This window comes from Sphingobacterium sp. UBA2610 (assembly GCF_002339225.1).
Lineage (GTDB): Bacteria > Bacteroidota > Bacteroidia > Sphingobacteriales > Sphingobacteriaceae > Sphingobacterium > Sphingobacterium multivorum.
On the sequence record NZ_DDKA01000032.1, the window covers coordinates 105,282 to 123,834 of the forward strand.

Annotated in this window: 15 protein-coding genes; 8 read left to right on the forward strand and 7 right to left on the reverse strand. The window is 40.4% G+C overall.

Features of this window, described 5'->3' with window-relative positions; all coding sequences use genetic code 11:
• The first annotated feature begins 294 nt into the window (after positions 1-294).
• Complete coding sequence (locus tag B4Z47_RS21600; RefSeq protein WP_115048570.1) at positions 295-606, forward strand: hypothetical protein; 312 nt, start codon at positions 295-297, stop codon at positions 604-606.
• A 50-nt stretch (positions 607-656) separates the two neighbouring features.
• Positions 657-1,181, forward strand: coding sequence for a CinA family protein (locus tag B4Z47_RS21605; protein ID WP_115048572.1), 525 nt, complete (start codon positions 657-659; stop codon positions 1,179-1,181).
• A 120-nt stretch (positions 1,182-1,301) separates the two neighbouring features.
• Here B4Z47_RS21605 and B4Z47_RS21610 read toward each other — a convergent pair whose 3' ends face one another.
• Positions 1,302-2,483, reverse strand: coding sequence for a glycosyltransferase (locus B4Z47_RS21610; protein ID WP_115048573.1), 1,182 nt, complete (start codon positions 2,481-2,483; stop codon positions 1,302-1,304).
• Between the two features lie 459 nt (positions 2,484-2,942).
• On the opposite strand from B4Z47_RS21610, the gene xth reads away from it, so the two are divergent.
• Together xth and B4Z47_RS21620 are read left to right on the forward strand one after the other, a co-directional pair.
• Positions 2,943-3,728, forward strand: coding sequence for an exodeoxyribonuclease III (xth, locus tag B4Z47_RS21615; RefSeq protein WP_115048575.1), 786 nt, complete (start codon positions 2,943-2,945; stop codon positions 3,726-3,728).
• Positions 3,721-4,191: an NUDIX domain-containing protein gene (locus B4Z47_RS21620; protein WP_070560792.1), complete on the forward strand. Its 471-nt coding sequence runs from the start codon at positions 3,721-3,723 to the stop codon at positions 4,189-4,191. The genes xth and B4Z47_RS21620 overlap by 8 nt, the downstream gene beginning before the upstream one ends.
• A gap of 30 nt (positions 4,192-4,221) precedes the next feature.
• Here the strand turns inward: B4Z47_RS21620 and B4Z47_RS21625 are convergent, their stop codons facing one another.
• The 6 genes from B4Z47_RS21625 to B4Z47_RS21650 form a co-directional block, all read right to left on the reverse strand.
• On the reverse strand, positions 4,222-4,641 hold the full coding sequence (locus B4Z47_RS21625) for a DUF6157 family protein (protein ID WP_236560187.1): 420 nt from the start codon (positions 4,639-4,641) through the stop codon (positions 4,222-4,224).
• A 114-nt stretch (positions 4,642-4,755) separates the two neighbouring features.
• Positions 4,756-5,226 (reverse strand): hypothetical protein, encoded by a 471-nt coding sequence (locus B4Z47_RS21630; protein WP_046676283.1) that lies wholly within the window; start codon positions 5,224-5,226, stop codon positions 4,756-4,758.
• Positions 5,227-5,321: 95 nt separating this feature from the next.
• Positions 5,322-5,816, reverse strand: a complete 495-nt coding sequence (locus tag B4Z47_RS21635; RefSeq protein WP_046676284.1) for an RNA polymerase sigma factor — start codon at positions 5,814-5,816, stop codon at positions 5,322-5,324.
• Positions 5,817-6,134: 318 nt separating this feature from the next.
• The gene (locus B4Z47_RS21640; RefSeq protein ID WP_115048577.1) at positions 6,135-6,533 is read right to left on the reverse strand and encodes a hypothetical protein; all 399 of its coding nucleotides are present in this window, start codon (positions 6,531-6,533) and stop codon (positions 6,135-6,137) included.
• Between the two features lie 56 nt (positions 6,534-6,589).
• A complete protein-coding gene (locus B4Z47_RS21645; protein WP_070560786.1) occupies positions 6,590-7,075 on the reverse strand; it encodes an adenylyltransferase/cytidyltransferase family protein in 486 nt (161 codons plus the stop codon).
• Between the two features lie 15 nt (positions 7,076-7,090).
• Positions 7,091-7,573 (reverse strand): adenylyltransferase/cytidyltransferase family protein, encoded by a 483-nt coding sequence (locus B4Z47_RS21650; protein ID WP_046676287.1) that lies wholly within the window; start codon positions 7,571-7,573, stop codon positions 7,091-7,093.
• Positions 7,574-7,769: 196 nt separating this feature from the next.
• Between B4Z47_RS21650 and treY the strand changes: the two genes are divergently transcribed.
• The 4 genes from treY (at position 7,770) to B4Z47_RS21670 (ending at position 18,500) form a co-directional block, all read left to right on the forward strand.
• Entirely contained in the window at positions 7,770-11,972 is a 4,203-nt protein-coding gene (gene treY / locus B4Z47_RS21655; RefSeq protein WP_159332935.1) for a malto-oligosyltrehalose synthase, read from the forward strand.
• Positions 11,973-11,980: 8 nt separating this feature from the next.
• Entirely contained in the window at positions 11,981-14,089 is a 2,109-nt protein-coding gene (glgX, locus tag B4Z47_RS21660; protein ID WP_115048581.1) for a glycogen debranching protein GlgX, read from the forward strand.
• Positions 14,090-14,104: 15 nt separating this feature from the next.
• On the forward strand, positions 14,105-15,922 hold the full coding sequence (treZ, locus tag B4Z47_RS21665; RefSeq protein WP_070560782.1) for a malto-oligosyltrehalose trehalohydrolase: 1,818 nt from the start codon (positions 14,105-14,107) through the stop codon (positions 15,920-15,922).
• A 403-nt stretch (positions 15,923-16,325) separates the two neighbouring features.
• On the forward strand, positions 16,326-18,500 hold the full coding sequence (locus tag B4Z47_RS21670) for an ATP-binding protein (protein ID WP_115048583.1): 2,175 nt from the start codon (positions 16,326-16,328) through the stop codon (positions 18,498-18,500).
• The last annotated feature ends 53 nt before the right edge of the window (positions 18,501-18,553 follow it).

Consider the following 18,553-nt stretch of genomic DNA (forward strand, 5'->3'; position numbering starts at 1 on the left):
ATCAAAACTCTGGCCTGTACAAGTGAGTGCCATTAATACGAAAAGTACAGTTGACAGCGCTATTTTTGAATATATCATGTGCTGATAGATTTTATCTCAATGTTAGTATGCAAAGATCGTCCTTTTACTTAACATGCATATCATCTAAAATGTTTATGCTAAAGTTAGCTTAGATAACGAAGGAATATTAATTTATTACAAACGATCTTTGGTTAGAAGCTGTTTGGTTTTTAGAGACATTTGGATTGGGCAATTCCAATCCATTCGTACCGGGTCAGGGAAATTTAAACCATTATGGACAATAAAAATAAGGAACAAATGACGACAGCATATTTGCAAATTGTGTTAAAAATGAATTCTTCCAATAGGGGGGAATTGACAAGTACATATCATAAGTTCAAAGATTTATTTCGAGAACAAATAAAAGGAGCGAAAACACAAGAGTTACTCTTCAGCGATGGGGATATACAGCTCTTATATGGCTTTGATACTTATGAAGATGCTGAGGCTTTTTTGTCAACAGAATTATACAATAATATCATCCTCGTTGCACTAAAGCCACTAATAAGCAATAATCCTGAAATTAAAATATACCATGTGGCATAAAGATAGCGTAGGCAATGCCTTCAATGTAAATGACCTTATATTAATATATAATGAAAATAGAGTTTCCAGAATTGTTACTGCGCGAAGTCGCTCAAAATCTCAAAGAAGCTAAAGATCGTATTGCCGTTGCTGAAAGTGTGACAGCGGGATTGTTGCAGTTAGCCTGTTCACAGATGGAGGGCGCAATGGAAGTTTTCGCTGGGGGAGTGACCACCTATACGATTAATGCTAAGATAAAAATCCTAAAGGTGGATGCAAAGGAAGCCGAAAGATGCGACTGCGTATCTCCGAAAATTACCGAAGAAATGGCACTTGCAGTAAGCAACCTGTTTGGTACAACCTGGGCTATTGCCACAACGGGATATGCAACAGCGGTGCCCGAATCAGCTGGTAAATTGTTCGCCTATATTTCAATTGCTGAAAAGGACAAGATTATATCTACCGAAAAAATCGAACTTCAATCGAGTGTCAAAATGGAAGAAGCGCAGGCCATTTATACCATAAAGGCATTCGAAACTTTAAATAGGCTATTACGACTAAATAGGGTAAGTAAAAAGTCAAGCCAATCCGTTTGAGAATTGATTACCCGAAAGGCTGTTGAATTGGATGGGATGTACATAAAATAGTAAAAAAGAAGGGCTGTCCACGTTAATCACTGCCCTGAAAAGTTAGACTCCTCGGACAGCCCTTTAACTTTAAGCTTCTCTTTTCAAATCAAAAGAGAGGTATTTTTCATAATCAATTAAAGATCTCACCGGTGTTGTTACTCCATTTAGAAGCTCGATATACATTTTTGCTACGTTTTTCCATACAGTTTGTTCTCCGTAGCTGCGTGCTTTGAAACGATGCCAAGCGAGTAGTCGATGGGAGGTATACAATAATTTGATGTTGCCACGCATGGATTCTATGTCGTTAAACGGAGTGAGAATGCCACGATCATCTTTCAATAGATCTTTGGCATGCCAGTAAGGAGTGGAGATAACTGCAGCTCCCGCGCCTACTGCAAAAGATAAGGTTCCACTGCTTATTTGTTGTTCGTGAGGGTATGGGGATAAGTATATATCGCATGCCGTCAGATACTCTTTAAGTTCTTCATCCGTTAAGAATTTATCAATAAAAACAACTTTATCCTGTAAACCTAGTTGATCAACTAAATTTTGAAGTTCGAATCGGTAAGATTCACCTTCATGGGCAAGCACATTGGGGTGTGTTTTTCCAACAATCAAGTATTTGAATCCAGGAAGATCGATACCCGACAGGGATTTTATGGCATATTCAAGCCCTTTACTTCTTCCGATTAAACCAAAAGTCATCATCACAAAGTTTTGCTGTAAATTCAACCTGTACTTGGCTAACCCCTGATTATAGTCAAACTGCGGCACGCCATGCGGTATAACTTTAATTTTATCCGTAAGAGCCGAATCAAATTGCTCCTTTAACAATTCTACTCCTTTTGGCGATAAGCTGACAACCACCTGAGATTTTTCCAGAAGTAATTCCATAATTTCTTTCTGCTGCAATGAAGGGGTTTGCAGAATAGTATGAAATACGGTTAATAATGGTATAGTAAGATTGTTGGCGATTTGTGTGATGAAAATACCGTCGGCACCACCAAATATTCCAAATTCATGTTGCACAATACAATAATCATATTCCTCATTGATGATACGAGCTGCTTGATGATAACTATCAAGTCGATCCCGAAAGATGACAAAGCGTACAGATTCATTAAAATCCTCTAATCCATGTTTAGATAAAGCGATGATGTCAATTTGTACAGTAGGATCGAATTCCATACCTTGTTTAAGGTCTTTCGTAAAAGTTGCTAACCCACATTCTTGAGGCGGACAAGTACTGATGATTGCTATTTTTTTCATATGATTTAACCCTCCTTTACTGTATTTTGTACTTCTTCAACTGGAAGATCCAAAATGGCCATTAGCAATAAATAGTAGCCTTTTTCCAAACCTATTTTTTTTGCTTTCTTTTCAATATTTTCCATATCCGTACGCTATTTGAATGTAAATTCTTTTGATGTAATTGAAACAAAATTTATACCTAAAGGATGTTTATGAAGCTTTAACCGTAGTTTTTGAATAGAAATAGCGTAGGGTAGCTAAGGAACTTCCGAAAAATACAGGTTAAATACGTATTTATAGCGTTGGAGAAATGAATTTATCGTCGTATCACTTAAATAGTCATTTAATCCCATACAAATTTCATAAATAAGTGCTGTTTTGCTAAAGATGTTCAATTTTCCTCGCTTAAATTTTTCTTAGCAGTTTCAAACAATAAAGAGGTTCCTTTGGTTGTTTATTTAAGTTAAAAATGAGTTCATGAAAATAGCTACCTATAATATTAATGGTATCAATGCGCGTCTACCAGTCTTGCTTCGCTGGTTGGCCGAAGAATCGCCTGATGTTGTATGCCTCCAGGAGTTGAAATCTCCGCAGGAACGTTTTCCACTGAAAGAAATTAATGCCATCGGATATCATGCCGTTTGGCACGGTCAAAAAAGCTGGAATGGGGTTGCGGTTCTTTCTAAATATGAGATCGAAGAAATCTCTAGAGTGCTTCCAGGTGATGCCGAAGATGTTCAAAGCCGTTATTTGGAGGTTATGATCCAGCAAGTCGCGATTTGCTGTCTTTATCTGCCCAATGGGAACCCATTTCCCGGGCCCAAATTTGAGTATAAATTGACGTGGATTGAGCGCTTAGCTAAGCGGGCCAAAACGTTGCTTAGTATGGATATTCCAGCGATACTCATCGGCGATTTTAACATTATTCCAACTGAAATGGATACCTATAAACCTGAAAAATATGTCGACGATGCATTGTTCAGAAAGGAGGTTAAAGAGGCTTTCAGTCAACTTCTTGAAGCGGGCTGGCAGGATGCGATTCGTCAGCTTTTTCCGGATCAGCAGGTGTATACGTTCTGGGATTACTTTCGTCAGGCTTATAGTCGAAATGCCGGTTTGCGTATAGATCATATCCTATTAAGCCCTTCAATTCAGAATCATTTGATTGAAGGCGGTATTGATCGCCATGTTCGCGGCTGGGAAAAGAGCAGCGATCATGCCCCTACATGGATTCGGTTACGGAATAGCAGCAACAATGGCTAAAAAGATAAATACCAGTGCTGGATTGTTATTGTATAAATTTGAGGCGCTAGAAATTTATTTTTTCTTAGTACATCCTGGTGGTCCCTATTTTACGAAAAAAGATGAAGGCTCTTGGACAATTCCTAAGGGAGAAATCGATTTGTATGAAGATGAACTTGAAGCAGCCAAAAGGGAATTTATTGAAGAGACAGGCTATCTTCCCAGCGGAAATTTTATTGCGCTACAAGCTATTCAACAGAAAGGAGGAAAAATAGTTAAGTGCTGGGCAATTGAAGGAGATATAGATCCTGCTGATCTGGTAAGCAATACCTTTGAAATGGAATGGCCGCCGAAATCCGGAAAAATGCAAACTTATCCAGAAGTAGATCGCGGAGGTTGGTTTACATTTGCGGAAGCTAGGAAGAAAATAAACGAACGGCAGATTTCTTTTTTGGAGCAATTGATTGCTCATGAGAAATGTTAATTTTTTCAACACCATTTTATTGTGCAAGTGCTACCTAGTAGACCTCATTGCTTTAACTTTCGCTGTATTATCATCCGCTACAAACTTCTGATAAATTGCTGTTTCCATTCCATATAGAGCGATCCTGCCTTCACTATTACTATGAATCCCATACACATAGGTTTTTGTAAGGGGGGAAGCTCGCAGGCAAGCTTGTCCTCTTGAGAAAAAAACTGCTCTTGCTTCGGGATACTCATCTGGCGTTAGATCCCTTCTTTCCGCATAGACTTGGAAAATAATATCGTCAGATGTATACTGATAAGGTGCAGAGGCGATTAATTCATATTGTCGTTCAGCAACGGTTTTATTGCTTTTTGATGGTGGAATAGTGCCCTTAACTACTTTGGTATCTGCAGCAGCTTCAATCAATGTGTTAAAATAATTGGTCGAATGGATTTTCATAATTTTCATCTTTCTTTAATCAATGGAGCCGTAAGGATAACGACAAAAATAATAGGATATCTTACGATTTGAAAGTGAATCGCAAAATATCCTATGATTTATTGATTATTTTGCTCGTATGTTCTAGAGCGCAGCTTTAATAGCGGCTAAACAATCCGATTGGTATTTCATGATGTTATCTTTATCCGAAGCAGATATTTTTCCATCAGCAAGACTTTTTTCGATCTCGTTTTTAATATCCAACAGTGATTTCTCTTTATCCAACGCTTGATCTGCAGACTCTGCATTGATGCGATCCACCCAAGTTTTACCTAATTTTGTATAAAGTTCCTTGGCTTTATCATTGGAAAGGACAGGGGCTGTCACTGAAGCAATGGCTGCATTAGCCGCCGCTTTATCGGAATAAACAACAGCTTCTGCATCTTTCGTCGCAGCATCTTCGGAAGTTTTCATTGCCTCTTCATTGGCGTCGGCTGCTTTTTCCTCCGCATGCTCCATCTTCTCAGCCGCCTTTTCCTGCGGTGTTTGATTATTACACGAAACTAAAATCGCTGCGGTAGCTAGTGAAGCAAGTAATGTTTTGTTTGAAATCATAATATTTATTTATTTAGTGATAATGTTTAAATAACAAGATTTATTTGTAAATAGTTTTAATTTTTATTTTTTTATAGTTTAATATATGCCCTGTATTAATGATATATTGCTAACTGCTTTTGCATGGTCTTTCGAATAAAATGAATGCGTGTTTTAATAGTGCCTTCAGGCATCTGCATGTATTCGGCGATTTCATGATATTTATAACCTTCTAGGAACATGTTGAAAATTTCATAATTATCTTCGGAAAGCTGACGCAATGCTTTTTGGATATCATCCTGGATAAATTTGCTGCTGCTTAAATTTGTTGAAACAGAATCCGCACTGGCTAAAGCTGCATACTCATGGTGATAGTTCTCAGTACGTTTTGTTTTTCTGTAATGGTTAATATAAATGTTGCGCATAATCACATACAACCATGAGCCCACCTTAGGATTATGTATAAGCTTTTCGATGGATTTTAATGCATTAACCATGGTGTCCTGTATAAGATCATTTTTAATCTCCGGATCTGAAGTAAATTGCGAAGCGAAATTTTTGAGTAGGCTTCTTTTTTCTTTAAAAAATGAGTTTATCTCGATGTGCTGCATGTTGTTATTTTCTAAATGTTACGGCAATTATAGAACAACAACAGTGCAGATTTTAGTCAAAATGCTTCGTGTTGGAACGCTGAAACGATCTTTAGGTAAATATTACGGAAGATGTAATTTATACTTAATATTGGTCATGACTGTTCATTATCAGCATGTTAGAATCACTGTGTGAGTCGCGCCAACATAATCAGCTAAGGATTTAAAACCGTATTAAATTTTTGCGATTGGAATTTTCTCGATAATGCCCCAAAGTACACGTTATTTATACGCTTATCTCAGGTATTTCATTAAAAGACGAAGCCATCACTTGTTATACTAATGTGCGTTCATGAAGGGAGCGCGTACTGTTAGATTCCTAATCTGTGTAGAAAGCTGGAGAATCTCTATGTTTGGGGCTACATAGGCATCAACAAACCGTTGACATCGCTTCGCTTCTTTTAGCTGAGTTTGATCCACAAGAACAATAACGATCAGGTTTGGATAGCGATTATTTAGAAGCGAAAAGAAAAGGGCGGTATCTTTAAATACCAAACGATAATCGAGCAGCAGCAATTCAGGCTTTTCATGAATGAGAGAATTGCTGCTAATAGATTCAAGAGATGCTGCTTCCAGGACAACCCTTGCGGGACTTTGTACATGTTCAGAAAAGAGGATGCGATAGGCAAACAACTGCTTTCTTAAACTCGTAATAATACCGATATTGATTTTTTTCATAACGAACGATATTGTTATTGTTTACAAGCCTGCAGTATCTATATTTCATTGCTCCTTTATTGGGGTGTAGTTGAAATAATATTTGCGGAATGGCATTTTAAACTTGCGCCAAAACTCCTTTCCGCCTTCTCAATTTCTTTTTCACTCACAATTTTTCGAAGCGACTGACTTGAAAATCGGTTTTTGTTCTTGGTATAACAAATTTCAATTCCCTCTGAAATACAATAATCTCTGCCTGAAAAATCAACCATCTTATAGTCTTCCCCTATAAAGAATTTGTGGACAGGTAGTGACTGAAGCATATCTGTAATGTCGTGATCCGATTCAAAAGGGATGATTTCATCAACAAACTGACAGCCTTCCAATTTGATGAATCTTTCGACCATGGTCTGAGCCGTGTCATGGCCATCAGCTTCCTGTACATTTGAATCGGTTTTAAGTCCCACAATGAGATAATCACACTGACTCTTCGCTTCCTGTAGCGCAACGATATGGCCTACATGCAACATGTCAAATACGCCGAAAATAATACCTATAATCATATTTTTACTATTAGTTTATGCGTTTATGCGCTTTAACGCGTAATTAGCCCCATCGTTTATACTGACCACGGCGCCCTTACTAGTGTTTTCCTTCGATGCAATTATTCTCCGCAAAGACGAACTCGAGAACCTGTTTTCCCGTCTATTGAAATAAAGTCGTATCCCTTTTTCTTCGCAATACTGTCTGCCTGTAAATGCCTTATCCATATATTCATCACCCAAAATGCGAACATGTATTTTGTATGAACGTAAAACATCTTCGAGGTCCTGCTCAGTAGCGTAAGGGATAATCATATCCACATGTTTACATGCCTTTAATTGCATATAGCGTTCAAATACCGATTGTGTCGGCTTGTTTTTTTCTGGACGATCCAGCGTTGGATCTGTCTGCAGACCGCAAATCAGAAAGTCGCACTGTTCTTTGGCATCTTCGAGCATCTTAATGTGACCTGCATGAAGCAGATCAAAAGCGGAAAACGTAATTCCTATTTTTTTCATATTATAATAATTTAAACTGCAATTATTGAAGAAGTACAGGTAGAACGCAGCTCAGAAAGATTCGTTTTAATTTTAAATTATTTTTTTGCCTTATTATTTTCAACCCCCTTCCATCTCATTTCAACTTCCCTTTTTTGAAAAACGATTGAACTAAAATGGCTGGCTGGCGTTCTGAACTAAAATGAAATCCAGCACTATGCAGACGAATAGAAATGTATCCATTAATAAGCCAAATACAACCTACAGAATTCAATTTCATAAAGCGTTTAACTTTGCTGATTTTAAAGCCATAATTCCTTACCTGCTTAATCTAGGTATAGATACGATTTATGCTGCACCTATTTTACAATCAACGCCGGGGAGTGTCCATGGCTATGACGGTGTTAATATGCATCAGATAAATCCAGAATTAGGTACACTCGACGAGCTCAGGGCTATTAAGAAACAATTAAGAGAATCCAATATCAAATGGATTCAGGATATCGTTCCAAATCACATGGCATTTCATCCAGCGAACGAATGGCTCATGGATTTGCTGGAATTTGGACAGTCATCAACATTTAGCCGTTTTTTTGATACCTGCTATAGTTCGAATTTATTTGAGCAGGGAAAATTAATGGTACCTATATTAGCAAAGACTTTGGATGAAGCAATATCAGACAATGAAATTACAGTCGTTTTTTCCGATGATAGTCTTCGACTTTCTTATCAAGGAAATGTTTATCCAATTTCACCAGAATCCTATGGCTTTATATTGGGCGATTATTTACGGAACACACAAGCCGATTTTAGCGGCCTTTTGGTTCAGATAAATACCGCTCAAGCCAATGGAGATAACGAAGAGTGGAAGCAGTTGCGAATACACATCTTTAAAGGTCTCTCAGGCGAGATACTTACGTCTACGCTGCAACGCTTTAATGCGGATCCCGATCGTATTCTTGAATTGGTAACTAGTCAGAATTATGAGCTTTGTCCTTGGTGGCATACACATCAACGAATAAATTATAGACGTTTTTTTACGGTCAACGAACTAATTTGTTTAAATGTGCAGGACGAAGAAGTATTCAAGCAGTCTCATGAGCTAATCAAAACACTCGTTGACGAGGGGCTGATTGATGGACTCCGCATTGATCATATCGATGGACTTTATAATCCCACAGCCTACCTCTACAATTTGAGAAAATATATCGGTCCGAAAACGTATATCGTCGCTGAAAAGATACTGGAGAAAGGAGAGAATCTCCCGGTCGACTGGCCTATACAGGGAACAACGGGCTATGATTTTTTATCAGTTTGTAATAATGTATGTTCCTGCCAGTCGGGAAAGAAAATATTGAATAACTATTATCGCAAAGTTACTGGCGAAAGCTTATCAATTAAAAAAGATCAATATGCAAAAAAATGTAAGATTCTTACAGATCAGATGCAGGGAGAGCTCGACAATCTTGCCAAATCGTTAGCATCACTTCTGGGTGTTGTTGACCAAGAGAAGCGGGATGCGCTAAAGGACATTTTAAAGTCCTTTATTGCACTTTTTCCGGTCTATCGGCTTTATGATGATTGCTTTCCATTGTCAATAAGGAACTTCGAACTTGTGTCTTCACTTTTTGAAAAGTTGATGAAGAACCCCGAGCTCGACCAAGAGCTGGTCGATCAATTTCGAAATCAGTTTCAGCAAGCGCAGGTAGCTTATCAATCGCCGAACCAAACTGCTTTGGCCGATTTCTTTCTCCGCTGCATGCAATTGACTGGGCCAGTAATGGCAAAAGGGGTAGAAGATACCTTGATGTACACCTACAACCGGTTTATTGGACATAATGAAGTGGGTGACCATCCACAGAATTTAGGGCTTAGTATCAAGCAATTTCACCGATTTATGCAGGATCGGCAAAAAAATTGGCCACTGTCAATCAACGCCAGTTCAACACACGACACCAAGCGAGGGGAGGATTCACGGAGCCGCCTTTTGGTCCTAACTGCTATGGCGCAAAAGTGGGTAAAACAACTGCGCATTTGGCAGGATGTGGTCTGGAATGAATATCGAAAGGACCTTCCGCACCCAAATGATGAATATTTCATCTATCAGTCTTTGGTCTCCTCTTATCCAATGGAGAAACAGGATGCGAAGGCATGTGCAGCATTTGAAAAACGTTTCTTGGACTACTTGGTGAAATACCTTCGCGAAGGTAAAGAACGCTCAAGCTGGGAGAATCCAAATTTAGTTTATGAAGCTTCAGTTCGGGACTTCGCTTCTTTTTTGCTGGACAAAGACCGTCCTTTTTTTACGAGCTTTTATCAATTTATTGAGGCAGTCGCTGATTATGGGATATTGAATTCACTTATTCAGCAAATTTTAAAGTTTACTTGTCCTGGTATACCCGATATCTATCAGGGATCAGAACTTTGGAACTATAGCTTTGTTGATCCCGACAACCGACGACCTATAGCTTATGAATTAAATAAAGGTCTCCTCGACACTATCGAAGAGACAGCCAAAGAAGAGCGAATTCCATTTTTATGGCGAAATAGACACGATGGAAGAATAAAACTTTGGTTGGTAAAGGAATTGGTGAAACTGAGAAAGGACGATCATACACTTGCACCGGATAGCAGCTATATTCCACTGAAGGTGACTGGTCGATATCTGAAACATATATTGGCTTTCGCACGTAGGTCAGGGGATGAGTGGTTAGTGGTGATTTTACCGCTACATCTTGCCGCTATTGGTAAAATCGCAAAATTTGTGCCCTGTTCATTTGATTGGTCCGATACAAAAGTTCAGCTTTTAACTCATCGTTCAGTGACTTGGCAGCATGTTTTGATGGATAGCAGTGGCGAAGGCACAGAAATTCCTATCAATGCTATTTTTAAGGATCTTCCCATGGCGATCTTAAAATATAAAGATTCCACTCAGAAAAGGAGTTCCGGTGTATTGTTGCATATAAGCTCATTACCGTCACCTTATGGGATCGGAGATCTCGGGAATGAAGCTCGCCGTTTTGTTAAACAGCTCCAACGTGGAGGCCAAAGCTGGTGGCAGATCCTTCCATTGGGGCCTACAGACTTAGCACAATGTTATTCGCCTTATAGCACCTTAAGCAGCAGGGCTGGAAATCCCTTACTCATCGATTTAAAGGAATTATTAAAATTTGGCTTGCTGAATAAGGATGAATTGAAGACCTTGAAAAAGAAGGGCTTGCAAACAATAGATTTCGCGGAAATAAACAGCTCAAAATATCGGCTCCTTGAAAAGGCATTCCATCGTCTTCCAGCGCAGCCTACGCAAGAATTTTCCGAGTTTGTAGACCGCGAATCTTCCTGGCTTGATGATTATGCACTCTTCAAAGTTTTGAAAAATAGACATGACGATCGTCCATGGTATCAATGGCCAGCGCTTTATAAGCTTCGCGATAGCGCAGCGCTGGAAGATTTCGCCACTCGATTTGCAGATGAATTGCAACAGGAAAAATGGTTTCAGTTCCTATTTTTTAGGCAATGGAGTGCGTTAAGAAACTATGCGCGTGATTATGGGATTAGGTTTATAGGCGATATCCCATTTTATGTTGCCTATGATTCTGCCGATGTGTGGGGCAATCCGCAGTACTTTTCATTAAAAGCAGACGGTACTATAAATCATGTTGCGGGGGTACCACCCGATTACTTCAACGCCGACGGTCAATTATGGGGTATGCCAACCTATAATTGGAGCTCACTTCAAAAAGATGGTTATCAATGGTGGGTGGAACGTTTGTCACATAACTGTACGCTATTCGATACGTTACGGCTTGACCATTTCCGAGCATTTTCTTCCTATTGGGAAGTGCCCCATGAAGAAACTTCCGCAAAAAATGGAAGCTGGGTTGTAGGGCCTGGATCGGATTTTTTTGATCATGTGAAAACTTCGTTGGATCATATGCCTTTTATCGCCGAAGATCTTGGTGACATAGACGCTAAGGTATATCAGCTACGTAATGAATATAATTTTCCGGGAATGGCCGTATTACAATTTGCTTTTGGCAACGATATGCCCCATTCACCTCATATCCCGCATCAATATAACCGCAATACTGTCGCCTATACGGGCACCCACGACAATAATACTTCGCTGTCTTGGTTTAATCAAGATCTCGATGGAGCGGGCAAAGAAAGGATCAATAATTACTATGGGCAAATCGTTGAAAATACAAATCTAAATGATGTCCTCATACGTTCACTCCACGCATCCGTTGCAGACAGCGTTATTATCGCGATGCAAGATATCCTGAATCTTGATGGATCTTGCCGCATGAACCGTCCCGCCAGCACAGCTGGCAATTGGGTATGGCGTATGCAAAAAGGGGCATTTGCAGCAAACCACCAGGAGAAATTAGCTTACTACACGAAATTATACAACCGTTAAACATACAGATGGAAACAAAAATTTATACCGGAAGCCCTTATCCATTAGGAGCTACTTACGATGGGGAAGGGGTTAACTTTGCCCTTTTCTCCGAACATGCTGAAGCTGTTGAACTTTGCCTCTATACTAGTTCCGATGAGGAGGAAGTCACAAAATTTAAAATAACCGAGAAGACGCACCAAGTGTGGCATATCTATCTCTCGGGAATTAAGCCAGGACAACGCTACGGCTATCGGGTATATGGTCCGCACGATCCATCGCAAGGACACCGTTTTAACCCCCATAAATTGTTGATTGATCCGTATGCAAAAGCAATATCAGGTACTGTACAATGGGATGATGCGCTATTTGCATACACTATTGGAGACGATGATATGAGTTTAGATACAACAGACAGCGCTCCTTTTGTTCCCAAAGCTGTTGTTATTGATAACAAATTTGATTGGGGGAACGACAGTCCGCCGCGGGTACCGATGCATCAGAGTGTGATTTACGAAACCCACGTAAAAGGTTTTACAGCGACACATCCTGACATTCCCGAAGAAATAAGAGGAACCTATGCTGCTTTGGCACATCCTGTTGCTATAAATTACCTGAAAGAACTGGGTATTACTGCCGTCGAATTGTTGCCGATCCATCATTTTTTGACTGACCGTCATTTAAAGGACAAAGGACTCACTAACTACTGGGGATACAATAGCATCGGTTTTTTTGCTCCCGATGTGCGCTATTCCGCTTCAGGTACACATGGCGAGCAGGTTATGGAATTTAAAAAAATGGTCAAGGCCTTACATGATGCCGGTATCGAAGTGATCCTCGATGTTGTCTACAACCATACCGGCGAAGGTAACGAAATGGGGCCAACACTGTCTTTTAGAGGAATTGATAACGCTTCTTATTATCGCTTGGCGGAAGACCAAAGGTATTATATGGATTTTACCGGAACTGGCAATACCTTAAATACACGTCAACCCAATGTATTACGTCTGATTATGGACAGTCTGCGCTATTGGGTTGAAGAAATGCATGTTGACGGGTTCCGCTTTGATTTGGCATCAGCATTGGCACGGGAGTTACACGAGGTCGATAAATTAAGTTCATTCTTTGACGTTATTCATCAAGATCCGGTGATTTCACAGGTCAAACTCATTGCAGAGCCTTGGGATATCGGAGAAGGGGGCTACCAAGTTGGCGAATTTCCTGCTGGCTGGGCCGAATGGAATGGAAAATACCGTGATTGTATCCGAGATTATTGGATCGGGGCAGATAGCATGATTGCTGAATTTGCCAATCGCCTTACAGGATCCTCCGATTTATATAGGGGAGATAATCGAACACCCTCCGCCAGCATTAATTTTATTACTGCACACGATGGATTTACACTTCATGACCTTGTATCGTATAACGATAAGCACAACGAAGCCAATGGCGAGGATAATCAAGATGGTGAAAGTCACAATCGCTCCTGGAACTGCGGGGTCGAAGGACCTACAGAGGATGCTACAGTTAATAGCCTAAGACAAAAACAAAAACGAAATATGCTGGTGACCTTGTTCCTGTCGCAAGGTGTGCCTATGCTCGTCGCTGGCGATGAACTGGGCAGAACACAGCAAGGCAACAATAATGCGTATTGCCAGGACAATGAGATCTCTTGGCTGGACTGGACCAGCGTGGATGGAACTTTATTGGATTTTACTAAAAAATTAATTCATTTTCGCCGTGAACATCCTGTATTCTGCCGTCGTAAATGGTTTCAAGGTATACCCATTCGTGGTACGGGTGTCGAGGATATCGTATGGTTTCTCCCAGACGCATCTGAGATGGATGATCATCATTGGCAGGAGGATTATGCCCGTTCCCTTGCTGTATTTCTCAATGGTCAGGGAATTCGATCAGTAGACACCGCTGGTAATAAAATAGTGGATGCCAATTTTTACCTTTTATTTAATGCCCATTGGGAAGATGTCGCCTATAAACTCCCTAGTGAAATCTATGGGGCTTCCTGGAATAAGATCATAGATACGAATAGCGATAGGATAGGTGATTTTGGGGAGTTTCCAGCTGGGGATACGGTTTTAGTTCCCTCGCGCTCGATTCTTTTATTTCAATCACAATAGAGCGACCACTGGATTATGAGCAAAACAGGAATTAGACAATTAGGAGTTCAATACAATGGTGCGCTATGGGAGATTCGCGTATGGGCGCCAAATGCAAAGAATGTCTATTGCATGCTTTATAATATGGGTGTCGAAATACCGCTAGAGCAGCAAGCCTACGGTTATTGGTATGCCGAAAGTGATCTAATCCGTGCGGGCGATTTGTATAGAATACGGGTAGACGACAACGAATTTCCTGATCCGCTTTCTCGTTCACAACCGGAAGGTGTTCATGGACCGTCTCAAGCTGTAGACCTCGCTTTTTCATGGACCGATCAAGACTATCAGCCGCCGCAACAATCAGATTTTATCATCTATGAGCTTCATGTCGGTACATTCTCGTCGTCCCATGACTTTGATGGAGTTATCAAAAAGATTCCTTATCTGAAAAATTTGGGAATAACTGCTATCGAAATCATGCCGATCGCTCAATTTCCCGGAGAGAGAAATTGGGGTTATGATGGCGTATTTCCATTCGCGGTACAGCATTCTTATGGTGGCGCTTCCGAATTGCAACGGCTAGTTAATGCCTGTCATGAGGCTGGTATAGCTGTAATTCTCGATGTGGTCTATAATCATGTGGGCCCCGAAGGAAACTATTTTGCGCAGTATGGTCCTTATTTCACTGAGAAATATCGAACGCCCTGGGGCGATGCACTCAATTATGACGACCGTTTCTGTCACGGACAGCGGGATTTGGTAGTCAACAATGTACGGATGTGGTTTGAAGACTTTCACATTGATGCGCTGCGCATGGATGCAGTACATGCGATCAAGGATTTCAGTCCAATTCACATCCTTCAGGAAATCCGTGCGGAAACGGATAATGTGATCGCTAAAACAGGGAAAAATCGATATCTCTTTGTTGAGTGCGATCTTAACGACAGAAGATTTTTAGACCCCTTGGCAAAAAATGGTTTTGCGATGGATGCGCAGTGGCTAGATGAGTTTCACCATGCCTTACGCGTAGCCGTAGGCGAACCAAAAAAGGGCTATTATCGGGAGTTTAATGGCGTGGAAGATCTGGCAAAAGCCTACGAGAAGGCCTATGTTTTTGATGGGAACTATTCTTTCCATCGCGAGAAATTTTTTGGAACAGATACGGCGGGTATTCCGGGCGATCGCTTCATTGTTTTCAGTCAGAATCATGATCAGGTCGGCAATAGGATGCTGGGTGATCGTGCGGCCTCGCTTTACGCCAGAGAAATAACACGTCTTATGACTTTTGCTGTATTCATGTCGCCCTATCTTCCGCTACTATTTATGGGCGAAGAATGGGGGACAGTGCGACCTTTTCCGTATTTTATCAGTCACAGTGATCCAGAGCTGGTAGAGCTGGTGCGGGAGGGCCGCAAGCGGGAGTTTGAAGATTTTCTCACAGATCACGAGGTTCCCGATCCACAGGATGAAACAATATTTAGGCAAGCTGTGTTGGATTGGGACGAATTGAACAGGCAACCATATCAGCAACAGTTGTCCTATTATAAATCGTTGATCGCATTTCGGAAAAGCAATCCGTTGTTAAAAAATATGCAACGAAGTGATATCAGGACTGAGTGCCTCTGTGATAAGAAGGTACTTAGTATCTATGTGGAACAAAAGGAGAGGCAAATGATTATCCTGATGAACTTTTCAGCTCATTTACAACATGTCAATCTACCAGCAGCTGTGCAATGGACCTTGTCATTTGATACCAGTGTACCGGACGCCGACCTTTTGGCAGAGACTGACGCTGTTGCAGTGCAGGACTGTTCCTTATTACCATGGTCAGGGTATGCTTACACTTCGAAATAGATCGTTTTGGAAAGATTTAAGTGAGTTGATCTTCAGGAATGAAAGCTATTAAAAGATAAAAACAAATTATTCAAACAACTTCGTTAAAAGTATTGTTCCTTATTTAAATACGGCTTGTCCAGTCGTGAAGAAAGTTTTAAAAGCTAGGTCCTTTCCAACCTAGCTTTTTTATTTTTAAAAGGAACAATTGCTTATGGTTTTGAATACCAGTGGTTTGAACGATCAGCTATTCAGAATAAATTTTAAACAAACGTTTGATCTGTTATTCGTCGCAATTTTTTTTTATCTTAGCCTAAGATATGACATGTTTGAAGAGGGGTGCTAGATTTATAATGTATGGCAAATTATCTCTTTCGAGAATTTCCTATTATTAGCGAATTAAATGATTAAAAACTAGCAAACTATGCGTCAACTGGAGTGTCACGAAGAGAAAATCCACCTATGCGGTAAGATCCAGTCTTTCGGTTTCCTTTGTATTTTTGATGAGAGCGGATGTATTGCCGCAAGTGAAAACTTAACTATCGTTCTTGATATTCCCATGAAGGAAATCCTCGGACGCTCTATTGCTCAGCTATTACCATTGCTATCGTCCGAAAAGGAGTTGAATCTTAAAGAGATTGAAACGCAAATTAGAGGAGAGATCTTTACACGTTTTGTGGAGCGTATCCGCATTAAAAATGTAGACTATTACCTGAGTATTTACCAGTACGACGAGCGGACATACCTTGAAATAGAAATCTGTAATGAAAATCATTTAAAAGCGACGCGATTATTTTATTATGCGAAGTACCTTGAAGAACGTCATGGCAATGCTTGGCAATCATTGACTGTACTGATCCGTCAGATTATTGGTTTTGACCGAGTTATGGTATACCGTTTCGAGGAGGACAATAGCGGACAGGTCATTGCAGAGTCCATCGCAGATGGAATGACCCCATTGATGGGGTACCGGTATCCGGAATTTGATATTCCGGCACAAGCACGAGAACTCTATGTGAAGTTTCTTGCGCGCCACGTAGCTGATGTTGATGGTCCGACTATTGCTATACAGGGTTTGGAGGCTGCTGAGGTAGACTTGACACGCTGTAGCCTCAGAGCATTATCTCCAGTACATTTACAATATCTTAAAAACGCAGGAGCACGGGCCAGTGCCAGTTTTTCTATCGTTATCGAAGGAAAACTTTGGGGCTTGGTGGCGTGCCAGAATAGCGAGCCTTTGAATGTTGATCTCGCCCAACGTCATTTATGCGCTTTTTTAACGCAATACGCTATAAACTACTATCTTTCAGAACATCAAAAAGAAAACCTGGTAGCACAAACCATTATGGGTGTTATGGAACGTGATCTGAAGTCTGAGTTATTAGTTAATAGCGATATTGGAATTGTGCTTGAACGCTTTGCACCACAAATTCTAGAAATTGCGGGCGCAGATGGACTAATGATCAAGCACGACCGAGGTTCTAAAAGTTGGGGCGATGTACCCACTGAATTGCAGTTGCGTGAGATCGATCGCTTTATAGAAGAAGAAGGGCAAAATGATTTATTTTTTACATCAAACTTTGTCTATGGTGACAGTGCCCCCCCGCAACCGGTTATATTGCCTGGCATTTTGCGGATAAATATCCTTCCCAGCAATAAATGGCACATCTATTTATTCCGCAGAGAACATGTTTACGAAGATGTATGGGCTGGAAAACCCGAAAAAATATATCATTACGATCCTGAAAAGAAAGTTGAATTTCCATCTCCACGGACATCTTTTGAAGCTTGGCGTGAAAAGATGAAAGGCAAGTCTATCCAGTGGAAACGTGCCGAGCTTTCTTTTATGGAGAAAGTCGCACAAATAACCCAACAAGCTATTGCCCAGCGCGGCGGAGAGATTGCTCAGCTCAATAAAGAACTTGTCAGGTCCAACAATGCCTTGGATACATTTGGCTATACATTAACCCATGATCTTAAAAATCCACTTTCATCGATAAAGCTTGCTGCCCAGATGATGTTGATGAAAGATGATCTTCCGAAGGATATGTTACGCAAAATGGCACTAAATATTATGGATGCTACCGCGCTGATCACTGAAATGATGGACAAGGTGTATCAGCTAACGCAATCGAATTATGTTGCCTTCAAAACGGAACTGATCGATCCACGGAATAAAATTCTTAACATTCTCGAAAGCTGTAAGCAGCAGTTTGAAAGCGCCCATCTTGAGTTTGTTTTGGGAGAAACTTTGCCGATTTTAGGGGAAAGAACACTGTTATACCAGTTGTTCTTAAATCTGATCAGCAATGCCATAAAATATAGCAGTAAAAAAGATCGCCCGAGAGTCGAGGTATATAGTGAAAAGCAGGGACATTTCGTTAACTACTATATTAAAGACAATGGTATCGGAATGGATATTAAGGATGATAGTAATATATTCGATATTTTTAAACGCTTGCCGAACTCGCAGGGATTTGAAGGTTCGGGAATTGGGCTCTCTATTGTAAAACGCCTCGTAGATCGTCTCGAGGCAAAAGTCACCGTCGATAGCGAGCTTAATATAGGTACAACTTTTTGTATAACATTTAAAGTCTGATAGACATATAAAAATTCGATAAACAAAAAAAGGAGCCCTAAAGCTCCTTTTTT